Below are 15,610 nucleotides of genomic sequence, written 5' to 3'. Positions count from 1 at the left end.
GTCCCATCAGTCGAACACGGCGGCCAGAGCCTCAGGCCCGGCCCCTTCCTTGACGGTCCGCAGTTCGTAATAGAGCGCCGCCACCCCGGCCGAAGCGACCACTGCCGACAGGATGTTGACCACCACGCCGGACGCCACATTGACCCACAGGTTCGGGCTTCCGTCGAAGAAGCCGCCGCCGGTCGCCAATCCCAGCGCGCCGACCGCGGCTCCGATGATCCACGACAGAATCACATAGATGACCATCAGGCCGAACACGTTCCAGCGATAACCGCGGGTCAGGTCGCGACTGCGTTGCAGGCTCTCGAATATGCCCCGCTGCTCAACCACCACGGCGGGCGAGGCGACCGACCACATCACCGCGACGATTACGCCCGGCACGATCAGGGCCAGAGAGGCCAATCCCGTGCCCAGGCCGGCGATTATGGCCAGCCCCAGCAGCGGCAGAAACATCTTCACGCCGATGTCGAACGCCTGGCTGAAGGACGTGGTTTTGCCGTTGAACCCGTTGATAGCCGCCTTCATGACCATGCCCTGAACCATGTAAAGGCCCGCCAGATAGAAGACCCAGCCCGCCGCCATCGTCAGGAATCCGGCAGCGCCGCCGTCGGTGACGACCGTGCTCTGGCCCAGGCCCATGACGGCGCTGGGCGCCCCGACCATGACCGTCGCCGCGCCGAAAAAGATCGCTGCGTTTTCGCGAATGGTCGTGAAGGTGCGCTGGATCACCCGACCGAGGTCGAACTGGCCGCCCCGGCTGACGGCCTGCCCCGTCCAGGTCGGTGGGGCGACCGCCTGCAGTACGAAGATTTCGGTCGCCTGCAGATCCGCGCCGGGCACGAAATCCACCTTCTGCCCACGCGTTAGCGGCAAGGGTGTCCGGACTTGCGTGGCGTTGAACAGATAGCGCGCCTTATCGTCGCCCAGGATCGCCCCCATCCCGGTTGCCTGATCGAATGTCAGAACCTCACCACGCATGATCATGCCCCCGAATACCCTCATTATCCGGCCTATCGATGTCGCGGCGGATTGGCCAGAGCTTTCATGCCCCTGATCACACCTGACATTCCGATCTGTCGTGTTGAGTCAGCCCCGCTCATTCGGCAGCTTATCGGCAACCTTGTCCGAAAGCGGGCGTCGCCGACCGCCGCGTTGAGTCAGAAACGGACATCCGTCTTCGCTTCTGGCGTTTATCCACAACCTATCTACGCCTAGTGTTTTCGTACCCAACGCGCCCCCGCAGCCGCTCTAGCGCTTTCGGGCTTGCAACAGAAGCGCTGTCGCCGAGCGCAACAGCCAGACCTCTCAAGTTGCATAATTTTTGGTGTTAATTCAGCTATTTATAGCTGCAACAGTTTCCGAGCCTGTGCAATCTGCGAAATATAGGTTGCTGATCTGACCCGTGCCGTCAGACGCCGAAGCTTCCCCGCCAGCCGTCGAACGCAACTTCGACGTTCGCAGGCACAGACCGCGACAGGACGTTGTAGTCCAGATCGATATGCAGGTTGGTCAGCACGGCTTTCGACACCTCGGCGCGCGCGATCCATTCCAGCGCCTGGTCGACGTGGGCATGGGTCGGATGCGGCGTGTAGCGTAGCGCGTCGATGATCCAGAGTTCAGCGCCGCGAACGGCCTCGAGCGCGGCGTCGTCCAGGCCGGAAACATCGCTTGAATAAGCGATCGGCCCAAGACGATAACCCACCGAGCGGATCGGTCCGTGGGCCTGGTCGAAGGTCCTGACGGAGATCGGGCCGCCAAGCCCCTCGATCCGCCAGTGTTGCCCGTGCGGCGGGATCCGCTGGGCCTCGACAATGGCCGGATAGCCGTGATGGCTTTCGAAGATGTAGTCGAAACGCCGCGTCAAGGCCTGATGGGTGGCCGCATCCATCCAGGCGGGAATTCGTCGCCGGGCATGAACGGCGAAGACGCGCAGATCGTCGATGCCGTGGGTCTGGTCCGCGTGATCGTGGGTGTAGAGAACCGCATCGATGTGACGTGTTTCGGCGGCCAGCATCTGCTGGCGAAAGTCCGGAGACGTGTCGATCACCACGCTGGTCACGCCGCCCGGACCATGGCGTCGCGCCAGCATGGAGCAGCGGGTGCGCCGGTTACGCGGCTCGGCAGGATCGCAGTCGCCCCAGTCGCCATCGCCGCGCGGCACGCCGCCGGACGAGCCGCAGCCGAGAATGACGACCTCCAGCTCGTCCCGCCCGCTCATTCCGCAGGCCTCGGAATGCGATCGAACAGGTTGAAGAAGGCATCGGTTGTCCGTTGATCCGCCTGCTCGAGCGTCCAGCCCCGGACCTCAGCCAATTTTTCGAGCACCAGGCCGACGTAGGCCGGCTCGTTTCGGCGGCCGCGATGTGGGATCGGCGCAAGATAGGGACAGTCGGTTTCGACGATGATGCGATCCTCAGGCATCCGGCGGATGACCTCCCTCACCTCTTCGGCCGCCTTGAAGGTGGCGATGCCGGAAACGGAGAACCAGGCGCCGAGTTCCATAGCTGTTTCAGCCAGTTCCAGGCCGCTTGTGTAGCAATGCATCAAGAGCTTGAAGGGCGCGCGGGCGTGCTCCTCGCGCAGAATGTCAGCCATGACTTCATCGGCCTCGCGCGTGTGGATGACCAACGGAAGCTCGGTGCGCCGCGCCGCTTCGATATGCTGGCGGAAGACCTTGGCCTGAACATCGCGCGGGCTGAGATCATAGTGGAAGTCCAGGCCGCATTCGCCGATGCCGATGACGCGCGGGCGATCCGCCAGTTCGATCAGGCGATCGGCGGTCAGATCGCCATAGTCCTTGGCCTCGTGCGGATGGACGCCGACCGTGCACCAGATGTCGGCGTTGTTCATCGCCAGGGCGTGGGTCGCTTCAAAGGTCGACAGCTTGTCCGAAATCTCGACCATCAGCCGCACGCCCGCCTGGCGCGCACGGTCGATCACCGCCTCGCGATCCTCATCGAACTGAGGCGCGTGAAGGTTGACGTGACTGTCGATGAGCATATCAGGCGGCGGCTTTCGTGCGGGCGATATCGGCCAGGGCTCCGGCCAGGACGTCTCCCTTATCAAGATTCAACCCGGCGGCGCGATCGGGCATCTCGGACAGACGTCCCCACAGCTCGGCCCAGCGCGCGCCTTCTCGTCCCTCGGATTCGACGGCCCGACGCTTCACAGCGGCGATTACGCGGTCCATCAGGGCTTCGAAACGCGCCTGTCCTTCGGCGCCCCGGAAACCGTCGGCGATCGCCAATTGCTCTGCGCGGTCCACGTCCGGCCCCTCGACCCAGGCGCGAGCCAGACGGTCGACTTCGGTCATGGCTCCGGAGGCCAGATCCAGGGCTGCGCCGGGCGAACCGCCCGCCATGCTCGCCGCCGCGACCGCTTCATCGCGGGATACGCCGGTGCGTCGCTCGACCAGTTCCGCCAGGCGCGCTTCCGGCCAGATGGGAAAGGTCAGCCGCCGACAGCGCGATCGGATGGTGGCCAGCAACCGACCCGGCGCATGGGTGACCAGGAAGAGCACGCCGTTTTCAGGCGGTTCCTCAAGAATCTTGAGCAAGGCGTTGGCGGCGTTCACATTCAGGTCGTCCGCGGCGTCGATGATGGCGACGCGGCTTCGGGCTTGCGAGGGGCTCTTGGCGAAGAATTCGGGTAGGTCGCGGGCCTGATCGACCGAAATGGCGCGCTTCAGCTTGCCGCCCTCGACCGCGCGTTCCAGCACCAGAAGATCCGGATGGGCCTGGGCGGACACCAGGCGGCTGACGGGGTCATGCGGCGCGGCGCCCAGCGGCCCGCGCGACGGGTCCGGCGCGGCTCCCAGCAGGCGGCGTGCGGCGCGATAGGCGAAGCTGGCCTTGCCCGATCCCTCGACCCCGCACAGCAGCCAGGCGTGGTGCAACCGGCCGCGGTTCAGGGCGTCCAGGAAGGCTTCCTCAGCCTGGGTGTCGGCGATCAGATCGAAACGGTCGCGCGGATGCTCGCTCAAAGCAGCCGCTCCTCCACCACGGCCCAGAGGCGGGCAGAGACCGCTTCCACCTCTCCGGTCGCATCGAGGATGACGCACCGTTCGGGGTGACGTTCAGCCACCTGGAGGAAGCCGTCACGCAATTTCTGGTGGAAGGCCAATCCCTTGGATTCGAAACGGGTCTCGAACAGGCCGCGCCCGAAGGCTCGATCCAGTCCGACCTCGACCGGAAGGTCGAACACCAGCGTCAGGTCGGGTTGATCGCCATTGACCACGGCGTCGTCCAAGGCCTCGATCAGGCTTTCGGGCGTTCCCCCGCCGGCGCCCTGATAGACGCGACTGGAATCGGCGAAGCGGTCGCAGACCACCCAGCGTCCGGCCGCCAGGGCGGGGACAATGGTCCGTTCCAGATGGTCCGAGCGCGCCGCATACATCAGCAGGGTCTCTGTCCGCGCGGACCATCGATCCGCCTCGCCCGAAACGGCGATACCGCGGATTTCCTCGGCGCCCGGCGACCCGCCAGGCTCGCGCGTCTGAAGCACGTCGAGCCCGCGCGCGCGCAAGCGTTCGACCAACAGGCGCGCCTGGGTCGTCTTGCCGGCGCCCTCGCCGCCTTCGAAAGTGATGAATCTGCCTCGCTGCACCTGCGCACAATGGCGAGCGAGGCGCGGGAAGCAAGCCCGTTCAGCCGCCTATCAACAGGGCGTCGCCAAACCCGCGTGCGACGACAGCCTGACGCGCCCGCTCAGCGGCCCCCGCATCGGGCCAGGGACCGACCACGACGCGGAACAGCGCGCGGCCGTCCCGGTCGATGTTCTGGACCACAGCCTTGTCGCCGAGACGTCGCGCCACTCGATCGGCGCCGCGACGATCCGAATAGGCCCCCGCCTGCACCCAATAGGCGTTCAAGGCCGCTGGCTGCGCCGCCGCATATGCTGGCGCGGGCGGGCTCGATGCCGTCACGCTTTCATAATAGGGGCGCGGTCCCGACGACTGAGGCGTCGCTTGCGCCTGAACCTGGGCTCGAGGCTGAGGCGCGTTATCGACGTCGGCTCGGCGAAGAGAGGTTCCTCCGCCCTGACGCGGCGCCCGCCCGACATAGCGGACCCGCACGTCCCCGACGCCTTGCTGCAGGAGACCCAGTTCTTCAGCCGCCCCGCGCGACAGGTCGATGATGCGGCCGTCGACAAATGGGCCGCGATCATTGACGCGAAGGATGACCCGACGGCCGTTGGCGCGGTTGGTCACCTCGACCAGGCTGGGCAACGGCAGGGTCTTGTGAGCGGCGGTCAGGGCGTTCATGTCGAAGCGCTCGCCGGTGGAGGTGGATCGTCCGTGATGATAGCTGCCGTACCAGGACGCCTGGCCCACCTCGTCGTAGTTCGGCTGTTCCTTGGGGTGATACCAGCGGCCGCGGACCTGATACGGACGCATGGTGCCCGAGACGATCGGGGCGGGATCGGTCACCACGGGCACGCTGATGGGCGCGTCGCCCTTGCCGCCCAGGCTGGCGCAGGCCGCCAGGGTTGAGAAGGCGGCGAGAATAATCGCCCCTTTCAACAATCTCGCCCACATAACGTTCTGCACTCCAGCCGACAGGAAATCGGAGCGAGACTAGAGGCAGAGGTTTCCGGTTTGGTTAACGCTCCGTTTGCGCGTATGGCCTTGCGTCAAAGCCCCTCCCCGGCTGGACGTCAGAACCGAGCGCCTTGAACACTTCCCTCTACAGGACCCGAACCGGGGTCTTCCTTCTCGCGATCCTCTGTTGCGCCCTGTGGGGCAGCGCATTTCCCGCCATCAAGAGCGGCTACGCCCTGTTGCAGGTCGCCCCGACCGACATCGCGAGCCAACTGTTGTTCGCGGGCTGGCGTTTCGCCCTGGCTGGCGTGATCCTGCTGATCGTGGCCGTGGGCATGAAGAAGCCGGTTCTGGCCATGAGCGGCCGTCAGGCCGGGCAAGTCGCCCTGCTCGGGCTGACCCAGACGGCCATTCAGTACGTTTTCTTCTACATCGGCCTGGCGCACGCCACGGGCGTGAAGTCCTCCATCATGAACGCGACCAGCGTCTTCTTCAGCGTCGTTCTGGCCCACTTCATCTATGCGGATGATCGGCTGAGCGGCCGCAAGGCGCTGGGCTGCCTGATCGGCTTCCTGGGCGTCGTCGTGGTCAACCTCGGCGGCGGGGGTGAATTCGGCTTCGACTTCACCTTGCTGGGCGAAGGTTTCATCGTGATCGCGGCCTTTGTCCTGGCCGCCGCCTCCATCTATGGCAAACGGCTGTCGCGCAATCTGGACCCCATGGTCATGACCGGCTGGCAACTGGCCATCGGCGGCTTGATTCTGACGGTTGCAGGCATGGCGATGGGCGGACGGATTCAGGGACTGGACCTGACATCGGGGACTTTGCTCCTGTATCTGGCCCTGCTCTCGTCGGTGGCCTTCGCGGTGTGGAGCCTGCTCCTGAAGCACAACCCGGTGGGGATGATCGCCGCCTTCAATTTCCTGATCCCGGTCTTCGGCGTCTCGCTGTCGGCGGTTTTTCTGGGAGAATCCATGCTGCGCTGGAGCTACCTGATCGCCCTCATTCTGGTCTGCGCCGGCATCTGGCTCGTCACCCGCCCGAATGCGCCGCCGAACGGCAAGATCGCCTGACGCTTTCCGCTTGGGTCGCGCTCGGCTTGCCGCTATGCACGGGCGAGCGCGAGCCGACTCGCGTGGGACAGGTGGCCGAGTGGTTTAAGGCAGCGGTCTTGAAAACCGCCGTAGGTGGAAGCCTACCGTGGGTTCGAATCCCACCCTGTCCGCCACCGTCCTGAGCTGGAAGCAACCATCGAGGATGGTCATGAGGACGCTAAGCGCGGCCCCATAGTGAGCTTCATAGCTTCGGTAACTAGGCTGCTCGCTCCAGGCCATAGCCGGACATCGCCGCCGTCCGGAAGGTGTTTGGGACCCTGGGTTCAGAGATCGTCCGGGCGAAGGGGCGTCTTCAGGCCATCGTGCTCGACCATGCGTGCGACGATGTGGGGGCGAGATTCCTAGCGTTGCCCTGCCCCACACGCCTCATGCCTGCGCTCATTCCGAGGAAGATCCCGACATTGGAAATGTCGACTCTACGCCATGGATCAAACGGCTTCAGCCCCTCCTGAACTTTAGCCTGATTGTCGGGTTGATCCCGCCCGCGTGTGCACGGCAGATCAGCCTATGTCAGGCGCACCGCTTCAGCCAGGACATCCATGGGAAGCGGCCCGGAAGCCAGGACGAAATCATTATATTGGCGCAAGTCGAACCGCGCCCCAAGCCGGCGCCTTGCCTCTTCGCGCGAGGCTGCGATCTGCTGCTTGCCGACCATGAAGCTGCAGGCCTGACCGGGATAGACGCAGTAACGGTCGATCTCGCGCTCGGCGGCGTCGCGATGCTCGCCGGCATGGGTCACCATCCAGTCGATCGCGTGTTCACGCGTCCAGCGGGCATGGTGAATCCCCGTGTCGACGACCACGCGGCAGGCCCTGAAAAGCTGCCCCTGCAGATAGCCGATCCGACCGACCGGATCGCCTTCGAAGGCGCCGATCTCATCGGCGAGCTGCTCGGCGTAGAGCGCCCAGCCTTCGGTCCAGGCCGAGAAACGGACCGTCCGCCGGAACAGCGACAGCTCGCCGGCTGCCTGCAGGACGCTATCCTGGAAATGGTGCCCCGGCACGCCTTCGTGGTGGAGGAGCGTGGGAATGCGCCACAGGGCGTTTTCCTCGACCGAGCGCAGGTTGATGTAGATAATCGACGGCTGAGCGGGATCGCTGCTGGCGCTGTAGAAACCGCCGGGCGCGCCGTTCTGGATGGCGGGCGAGACGCGACGCACCTCCACCGGCCGATCCGGGGTCACAGTGAACCCGCGCGACAGCAGCCCCTTGACGTGGTTCAGGCGCTGGTTGGCGTAGTCGATGATTTCCTGACGCCCGGCTTCCGTATCTGGCTTGAGGAAGCGCGGGTCGCGATCCAGGGCGGCCATGCGGGCGCCGACTTCCCCCTCCGTCAGACCCTCGGCTCTCAGCAGCCGGTCGATTTCGGCCGAGAGTTCGGCGACCCATGACAGGCCCAGCTGATGCAGTTCGCCCGGCGCATAGCTGGCGGTGGTGTTGGAATGAAGCGCGGAGGCGTAATAGGCTTCTCCGTCCGGCTTGGCCCACACGCCCGCGCGAGCGTCGGTGCGAGGCTGCAAGGCGGCCAGGGCTTCGCTCTGGCGCTGCAGGGCGGGTCGGATCCGCTCGGCGAAGATCGCCGCCGCGCGCGTGTCCAGACCGGCGATCCCGGCTTCGCGCGCTCGCTCCAGCGCGGGCGCCGTCAGCGCATTGCCCGTCGGCGAGGACTCACGAAGAGCCGCAATCTGGGTCAGGGTCTTGGCGAGAATGAAGTCGGGCGGGATGACGCCGAGCCCCGCGTCGTGGCGGATCTGTTCGGTCTCCTGATCCAGGGCGACGGCGAACTGGTTCAGCTTGTCGAGATAGCGGTCGGCGTCGGCCGCGTTCTTCATCGGCGAGCGACCGCCGATGCCGTCCGGCAGCCAGTAGTAGGCGCCGTTCATCTGGCTGACGACATAGGGGCTGGGCCGCAGATTGATGTCCGAGAAGCCATAACGGCCATACTGGTCGGCCATCGCCTCATAGACGAAGCGGGCCGTGTCGTAGTCCAGCGCTGCGGCGGCCGAGAGCGCCGCGCGGTTCACCGCGCCCAGTTCAGCCAGCCGCTGCGCCGTCGCCTGTCCGTGGCGAGCGCGGGCCGCCAGCGAATAGTCGGCCAGGCGGTCGCCGCCCCCTTCCTCGGCGCGCAGGGCCTGGGCGTGGCGTTCGAGCATGGCGGCAAGGCGGGCGTCGTCGGCCCCGCCGCCCTTCGCCGCGCCGGGCGAAACGGCGCCCGTAGCGCACGCCGCCAGAGGGGAAGCCATGCCGAGCGCCGCAGCGCCGACCAGGAGATCACGACGACGCATCAGGCGGCGCTCCATTGCTGAACAAGGGCGTCCAGGACTTCCATCGGCAAGGGGCCGGAACGCAGTACAAGATCGTTATAGTCGCCCAGACGGAAACGACCGCCCATGGCCTGTCTCGCCGCCTCGCGCGAGGCGACGATCTGTTGCTTGCCGACCATGAAGCAGCAGGCCTGCCCAGGGTAGACGCAGTAGCGGTTCACTTCCCGCTCGGTCGGTCCGCGCAGTTCGCCGACGGTGTCGACCATATAGGCGACGGCCTGTTCGCGATCCCAGCGCTCGTGGTGCAGGCCGGTGTCGACCACCACGCGGCCGGCGCGCCAGAGCTGCGCCTGCAGATAGCCGATACGGCCGTAGGGGTCGGCCTCATAGGCGCCGATCTCGTCAGACATGGCTTCGGCGTAAAGGGCCCAGCCCTCGGTCCACGCGGAGAAGCGCGCCGCGCGCCGGAAGGCCGACAGGCCGCCGACCTCGTCCAGCACCGCCGCCTGAGAGTGATGGCCCGGTACGCCTTCGTGATGGATCAAGGTCGGCAGGCGCCAGGACGGCAGATCGCTGGGCGTCTTCAGGTTCAGCAGAACCGCGCCCGACATTCCGCCCGACGGCCCGTTGTAGAAGGCGACGGGAGAGCTGTCCTCGGTGGCCGTCGACATGCGGCGAACCTCGACCGGCGTGTCCACCAGATGGGTGAAGGCCCGCGACGCCCGCGCCCGCGACGCCGCCAGATAGGCTTCGGCCTGACGATGAACCTCGACCCGCCCGGCATCGGTGTTCGGCTGCAGGAAGCGCGGGTCGACGTTCAGGGCGGCGATACGCTCGCCGACCGAGCCCTGGCTCATACCCAGTCGCTTCAGATCAGCGTCGATCTCGGCCGACAGGGCCGCCACCCACTCCAGACCCTGACGATGCAGCTCGCCCGGCGCCCGCCGGATGGTGATGTTGGCGTACAGCGACGAGGCATAGAGCGCCTCGCCGTCCGGTTGCGCCCAGACCCCGGCCTTGTCCGACGCGCGCCCGACAAGGGCGTCCAGCGCCTGCGCCTGACGGTCCAGCGCGGGGGCGACGATCCGGCTGAACAGGGCCGCCCCTTCCTCGCCCAGGGCTTCGTCGGAGCGGTACGCCGGAGCCAGGACGGGATTGGCCCCCGGCGCGCTGTCGCGCAGGGCCCTGACCTGCGCCGCTGTCATCGCCAGAATGAAGTCCGGCGGAATGACGCCCTGCGCCGCGTCGTGGACGATGCGTTCGCTCTCCTGCTCGATGCCGCGCGCCAGGGCGGCGACGCCATCTAGGTATACGTCCCGTCCCTTGATCGCCCGCGCCCCGATCCGCGGCGGCGACCAGTAGTAGGCGCCGTTCATCTGGCTGACGACATAGGGGCTGGGGCGAAGATCAAGATCCACGGTACCCGGCCGCGCCAGATGATCATCCAGAACGCCATAGACGAAGGCCGCGGTATCCCGGTCGATGCGGGCGGCAGGCGACAGGGCCGCGCGATCGACGCTCTGAAGTTCAGCGATCCTTTGCGTGTTCTCCGCTCGGAAACCAGCGCGTCCTGCAACGGAGCGGTCGCCCAGCGGATCCGCCTCGCTTCCTCCGTCGAACGCCTGAAGAGAGCGGGCGTGCCGTTCCAACAGCGCCGCCAGCCGACCATCGGCGCTGTCGAAAGCCGCAGCCGCAGGCGCGGCGGCCAGGGCGGCGGTCCCAGCCGCCGCCGTCAGCATCTGCCGTCTGTTCATGCCCTGCTCCCCTTCAGTCCCGCCCGCTTAGGCGGCGGCCAGCCAGCGGTCGATCTTGGCTTCCAGCACGTCCAGCGGCAGAGCGCCGGTGTCCAGCACCTGATCGTGGAAATGGCGGATGTCGAACCGGTCGCCTAGCTTCTGGGTCGCCCGGCCGCGCAGTTCCTGAAGCTTCAGCTCGCCCACCTTGTAGGCGCAGGCCTGACCGGCGTTGGTGATGTAGCGGTCGATTTCGACCACCACGTCGCGCTGCGCCATCGAGGTGTTGGCCAGCATGTAGTCGATGGCCTGCTGACGCTCCCACCGCAGGGCGTGAAGTCCGGTGTCGACCACCAGACGCACCGCGCGCAGCATCTCCATGTCGAGATGGCCGAACCACTGATACGGGTCGGTGAACAGACCCAAGTCCTTGCCCAAAGACTCCGCATACAGGCCCCAGCCCTCGGTATAGGCGGTCGCCGGCGCCAGGCGGAAACGCAGCAGATCCGGCAGGCTTTCGTCTTCCTGCACCAGGGACGACTGATAGTGGTGGCCCGGCACGCCTTCGTGCAGCGCCAGGGTCTCCAGCGTCGGGATGGGGCGCGTGTTCAGCATCGCCATGTTGAAATAGAGCACGCCGGGCTCCGAAGCGTCCGGCGGGCCCGAGCGGTAATAGCCCGTGCCGCGCTGGTCCCCCAGCGCCGGCAGCGGACGGACCTCGAACTCGGCGCGCGGGCGGCGTGAGAACAGTTCGGGCATCCGCTGCCAGACCTTGGCCTCGATCCGCTCGAAGTGATCGATCAGGTCTTTCGGCTCAGTGTAGTAGAAGCTCGGCTCCGTGCGGATATGTTCGAAGAAGGCCGGTAGATCGCCGGTGAAGCCCGCCGCCTTGCGCGACTCCTCCATCTCGGCCCGGATACGGGCCACTTCCGACACGCCCAGACGGTGGATCTCCTCGGCGCTCATGGTGGTCGTGGTGTGGCGGACCAGGTCGGCCGCATAGACGCGCGCGCCGTCCTTCATCGCCCACAGGCCCGCACCCTCGGTCGCGGTCGGCAGGTAACGATCGCGCAGGAACACGCGCCACTGGTCATAGGCGGGATAGGCGCCGTCCTGGACCGCCTTGCGATAGGCCGCCTCCAACCGCGTGCGGTCAGCCGCTCCGATCGCATCGGGGAAGCGCGTCGCCGGCGCATAGAGGGGATTGTCCTCGACCGGCAGGGCCAGGAAGGCCTCGACCTGCGCCAGGACGTTGGTGACCACGATCTTCGGCTGATGATAGCCCTCGGCCATCCCCTGCTCCAGACGCTTCACCGTGTCGTTCATGAAGGCCGTGAAGCCTTCCAGCTGGGCCAGACCCAGCTCATAGTCCTGAAGCGACTTGAACTGGGCGCTGGTCATATAGTCGGGGAATTCGACGTGCAGGCCGAACGAGGCGTTCAGCGGCGCCTTGTTGCGGATCGCATGCAGACCGCTGTCGATCTCGTCGACCGCCTTCTCCGCCTGATAGCGGAAGACATCATAGGCGATCTGATCGCCCTCGGGCAGGGAGGCGCGGTCGATAGCCGACAGCGCGTTCAGCTCCGCCCGCTTCTGGGCCCCGAATTGCCGGGCGTAGGCCTCGCCCTGAGGGTCGATGAAGACGTCGCCGGTCGGCCGTTGCCCCCGTCGCGCCAGGCGCAGCGGATTCAGGGCGTCATCCGCCTTCTGGCTCTCCTTGACCAGGGCCGCGAACCGCTCCCGCGCGTCCGTCTGGCGCCATGCAGCCGCAGCGGGCGATGCGGCTACAATGCTGAGCGCCGCCGCACCGGCCACGCCCAGAAGGAGTTCACGTCTTCTCATACTCGGTTCCCTCAACTCATACGTCCCGCTCGAGATTCAAAGCGCGACGACGACGGCCTCAGGAGGATGGCCGAACCGTCGCCGCCGCGCCTGATCGGGGTCAGAACTTAGCCGTCAGACCCACGAAGTAGCGCCGTCCCAGGATGTCATAGGTCGAGGGATCGGTATTGGCCTGGATGCCCGGCGACCAGGTCTGCGGGTCCTGATCGGTCAGGTTGTTGACGCCCGCGCGCAGAACGACGCGTTCGTTAACCTCCCAGGTGCCCAGCAGATCAAAGTAGTTGATCGCATCCAGCTTGTTGTCGGTGCGGTAGATATCCATCTCGCCCACCCGGCGCCAGCGCAGGCCCACGCCATACGGCCCCTTGGAATAGTTGACCGAAGTCAGGAACTTCCATTCCGGGAAGGTGAAGCCGTTGGTGGAGTCGATGGTGCCCGCACGCTCGTTGAACGGCCCGCCCGCAGCATCCTGACGCTGCCATGCGTCCATCCAGCCGACCACGAAATTCAGGTTCAGCGCGCCCCAGTCGGGCATGCCGGCGTCCATCAGGTCGAAGCCCCAGTCGACCTGGAGGTCGACGCCCGAGGTCTTCAGCGTGGCCAGGTTCTGCTGCAGGCCCAGGCTGTCCACCACATTGCCCGTCATGGAATCGCGGCGGAACAGCTGGCAATAGCCGTTGTTGACGTCATAGCTGGTGTTCGTCACGCCCGTGGCGTTGAAGCAGCCCTGAAGCTGGTTCGCGGCCGTGATGGTGCCGACCACGTCGGTGATCTCGATGCTGTAGTAGTCGAGCGAGGTCGACAGGCGCGAGAACAGCGGGTTCTCCAGCTGCGGACGATAGACGAAGCCCAGCGTCCAGGTGTCCGCCGTCTCTTCCTTCAGGTTGCGGTTGCCGCCGACGAAGCCCTGAATCTGCGTGCTGTTGAAGACATAGCTGTCGACAGCGGCCGCCGACAGGCCCTGGGCGATGCAGAGATCGCGGACCTTGGCCGCGTCCGGCCCGTTCCGGTAGGCGCCGCGGATGTCGCAGGGGTCGCCGCCATAGACGGCCTGACCTGCGGCGTTCACCGGGCTGCCGATCTGCGGCGAGCTGATATCGCGGTTGCCGAACAGTTCGCCGATGGAGGGCGCACGCACGGCGCGCTGGACGCCGCCGCGAACACGCAGACCGTCGACAACGGCCCAGTCGATGTCCGCCTTATAGGCGGAAACCCCGCCGACAGTGCTGTAGTCGGCGTAGCGATAGCCGAGGTTCAGATCCAGCGACTGGACGAACGGCTTGTCCGCCAGGACCGGGATCAGGGCCTCGATGAAGACTTCGGTCGAGTTGGTCGAGCCGGTCAGGGGTTGAACCGGATTGAAACCGGCGACTTCCACGCCGCCGATCTTGCCGCCGTCAGGCAGGCCGTCAGCGCCCAGGTGGTCGACGACCGGATTGCTTTGCGACAGGCCGGCGTCGGGACGGAAGGCGAAGGTGTCTTCGCGATACTGGGCGCCCACGGCGACGCGGACTTCACCGGCCGGCAGTTGGAACAGGCCGCCCTGCAGGGTCGCCTCGACGACGCTCTGCTCGCTGAGGGTGGCGTTCTTGCTGTTGCGGTTGATGTAGTTGATGCAGCTCTGCGACAGCTGCGTCAGGCCGAAGGGGTTGAAGCCGCCTTCGCACAGGCTGGCGCCGCCGGTCGGATCATCCAGCAGTCGCTGAACGGCCGAGCGCGAGACGTTGCCCGATTGCTGCGTCTGGTTGTCGACGCGGCCGTACTGGGCGCTGACGTCGTAGCGCCAGTCGCCGAAGGGCAGATCGCCGCGCACGCCGGTCGTCACCTGATAGACCGTGGTGCTGTCTTCGGCCAGGCGGCCGCCGATGGCGTTGAAGCGCTTGTTCAGACCGAACGAAGCCGTCGGATCCGGACGCGCGTCCAGGAAGGCGCGCAGGTCGGCCGAGATGAACGGATTGGTCGTCGGCACGCGGAAGCCGTACGTCGGCGACGGTCCCGGCATCGGCGTCGGCGCCAGGATCACGTCCGAGCTGTACTGGGTGTACAGGACGTTGCCGTACAGCTCCATCGAGTCCGTCAGGTTGTAGCGAACCGCCGAGAAGGCGTTCCAGCGCTCCAGCGGAATGCTGAGCATGCCGGTCGCGCCGGTGTTGTAGGCCCAGGCCACGCCGGGCTCGTGATAGGCGTCCCATTCGGCGCCGCCGGGGCTCTTGAAGTTGTAGGCGCCGACGTGGCTGAACAGCGAACCGTCGGTGTTGTAGCCGAACTCGCCGGTCGGGGTGACGCAGTTGGCGCAGTTCAGATAGCTGTTGATGAAGGCCTGGCTCGGCAGGTTCGTCGAGTCAAAGGTCGTGACCCCGAGCGGCGAGACGCTGTTGCGGCCGGAAACGCGCGAGAAGCCGCGCGCATCGCTCATGATCGCCGAACGGGTCGAACGGCCGATCGACAGCACCGCATTGCCGCGACCGTCGTCCAGATTGCCGCCCACCGTCACGGTGAAGCTCTCGGTCGTGCCGTCGCCGCGTTCCGTCTGACCATACTGGGCGTCGATCTGAACGCCGGAGAAGCTGTCGTTCAGAATGAAGTTCGCCACGCCGGCCAGGGCGTCCGAACCATAGGTGGCCGAGGCGCCGCCCGAGATGACTTCGACGTTCTTGATCAGGGCCGCCGGGATCAGGTTGACGTCGACCGTGCCGTCCGCGTTCGACGGCACGATGCGGCGACCATTCATCAGGACAAGCGTCCGGTTGCTGCCCAGGCCGCGCAGGTTCAGGTTGGCCTGACCGCCGTTGCCCGGGTTGACCGAGCCGTGGCTGTTGCCGGGCATGAACTGCGGCATGTCGTTCATCAGGCCTTCGACCGTCACCGACCCGGTCGCTTGCAGGTCTTCCTGGCCGACGGTCACGATGGGGCTGGTCGAATTATAGTCCTTACGGACGATCCGCGAACCCGTGACGACGATCTCGCTGACCGAGGTGGGTTCGTCCTGAACCATGGCGGCGGCGGGCTGGGCGGCGAAAGCCGTCAGGGCGGCGACACCGCCGATAACAGTGGATGTCAGCAGACACTGACGCGTATTGGGAGAGGTCAACGAAGGAACTCCAAGGGAATTTAGCGT

General features: G+C 66.2%; 11 protein-coding genes and 1 tRNA gene. 2 read left to right on the top strand and 10 right to left on the bottom strand.

What is annotated here, in order from left to right:
- Positions 1-6: 6 nt before the first annotated feature.
- The 6 genes from ACWIDZ_RS00260 to ACWIDZ_RS00235 form a co-directional block, all read right to left on the bottom strand.
- A complete protein-coding gene (locus ACWIDZ_RS00260; protein WP_453988667.1) occupies positions 7-984 on the bottom strand; it encodes a hypothetical protein in 978 nt (325 codons plus the stop codon).
- Positions 985-1,408: 424 nt separating this feature from the next.
- Positions 1,409-2,218 (bottom strand): MBL fold metallo-hydrolase, encoded by an 810-nt coding sequence (locus ACWIDZ_RS00255; protein ID WP_453988668.1) that lies wholly within the window; start codon positions 2,216-2,218, stop codon positions 1,409-1,411.
- Entirely contained in the window at positions 2,215-3,000 is a 786-nt protein-coding gene (locus tag ACWIDZ_RS00250) for a TatD family hydrolase (protein ID WP_453988669.1), read from the bottom strand. Before ACWIDZ_RS00250 ends, ACWIDZ_RS00255 begins: the two co-directional genes overlap by 4 nt.
- A 1-nt stretch (position 3,001) precedes the next feature.
- Positions 3,002-3,982: a DNA polymerase III subunit delta' gene (locus tag ACWIDZ_RS00245; RefSeq protein WP_453988671.1), complete on the bottom strand. Its 981-nt coding sequence runs from the start codon at positions 3,980-3,982 to the stop codon at positions 3,002-3,004.
- Positions 3,979-4,605, bottom strand: a complete 627-nt coding sequence (tmk, locus tag ACWIDZ_RS00240; protein ID WP_453988672.1) for a dTMP kinase — start codon at positions 4,603-4,605, stop codon at positions 3,979-3,981. Before tmk ends, ACWIDZ_RS00245 begins: the two co-directional genes overlap by 4 nt.
- Positions 4,606-4,645: 40 nt before the next feature.
- Positions 4,646-5,521 carry a septal ring lytic transglycosylase RlpA family protein gene (locus ACWIDZ_RS00235; RefSeq protein WP_453988673.1) on the bottom strand — a complete coding sequence of 292 codons (876 nt, stop codon included), beginning with the start codon at positions 5,519-5,521 and terminating at the stop codon, positions 4,646-4,648.
- 149 nt (positions 5,522-5,670) lie between these two features.
- On the opposite strand from ACWIDZ_RS00235, the gene ACWIDZ_RS00230 reads away from it, so the two are divergent.
- On the top strand, positions 5,671-6,612 hold the full coding sequence (locus tag ACWIDZ_RS00230) for a DMT family transporter (RefSeq protein ID WP_453988674.1): 942 nt from the start codon (positions 5,671-5,673) through the stop codon (positions 6,610-6,612).
- 65 nt (positions 6,613-6,677) lie between these two features.
- Positions 6,678-6,767 (top strand) — tRNA-Ser (locus ACWIDZ_RS00225).
- A gap of 392 nt (positions 6,768-7,159) precedes the next feature.
- On the opposite strand, the gene ACWIDZ_RS00220 is transcribed toward ACWIDZ_RS00225, so the two are convergent.
- The 4 genes from ACWIDZ_RS00220 to ACWIDZ_RS00205 all read right to left on the bottom strand — a co-directional run bounded on the left by ACWIDZ_RS00220 (position 7,160) and on the right by ACWIDZ_RS00205 (position 15,583).
- Positions 7,160-8,938: a DUF885 domain-containing protein gene (locus tag ACWIDZ_RS00220; protein ID WP_453988676.1), complete on the bottom strand. Its 1,779-nt coding sequence runs from the start codon at positions 8,936-8,938 to the stop codon at positions 7,160-7,162.
- Positions 8,938-10,671 carry a DUF885 domain-containing protein gene (locus ACWIDZ_RS00215; RefSeq protein ID WP_453988677.1) on the bottom strand — a complete coding sequence of 578 codons (1,734 nt, stop codon included), beginning with the start codon at positions 10,669-10,671 and terminating at the stop codon, positions 8,938-8,940. Before ACWIDZ_RS00215 ends, ACWIDZ_RS00220 begins: the two co-directional genes overlap by 1 nt.
- A gap of 27 nt (positions 10,672-10,698) precedes the next feature.
- Positions 10,699-12,492, bottom strand: a complete 1,794-nt coding sequence (locus ACWIDZ_RS00210) for a DUF885 domain-containing protein (protein WP_453988678.1) — start codon at positions 12,490-12,492, stop codon at positions 10,699-10,701.
- A 100-nt stretch (positions 12,493-12,592) separates the two neighbouring features.
- Positions 12,593-15,583, bottom strand: coding sequence for a TonB-dependent receptor domain-containing protein (locus ACWIDZ_RS00205; RefSeq protein ID WP_453988679.1), 2,991 nt, complete (start codon positions 15,581-15,583; stop codon positions 12,593-12,595).
- Between the last annotated feature and the right edge of the window lie 27 nt (positions 15,584-15,610).

The organism is Brevundimonas sp. NPDC055311 (assembly GCF_053645695.1).
Note: the sequence above shows the minus strand (reverse complement) of the source record. Positions and strands in the feature narration are given on the sequence as shown.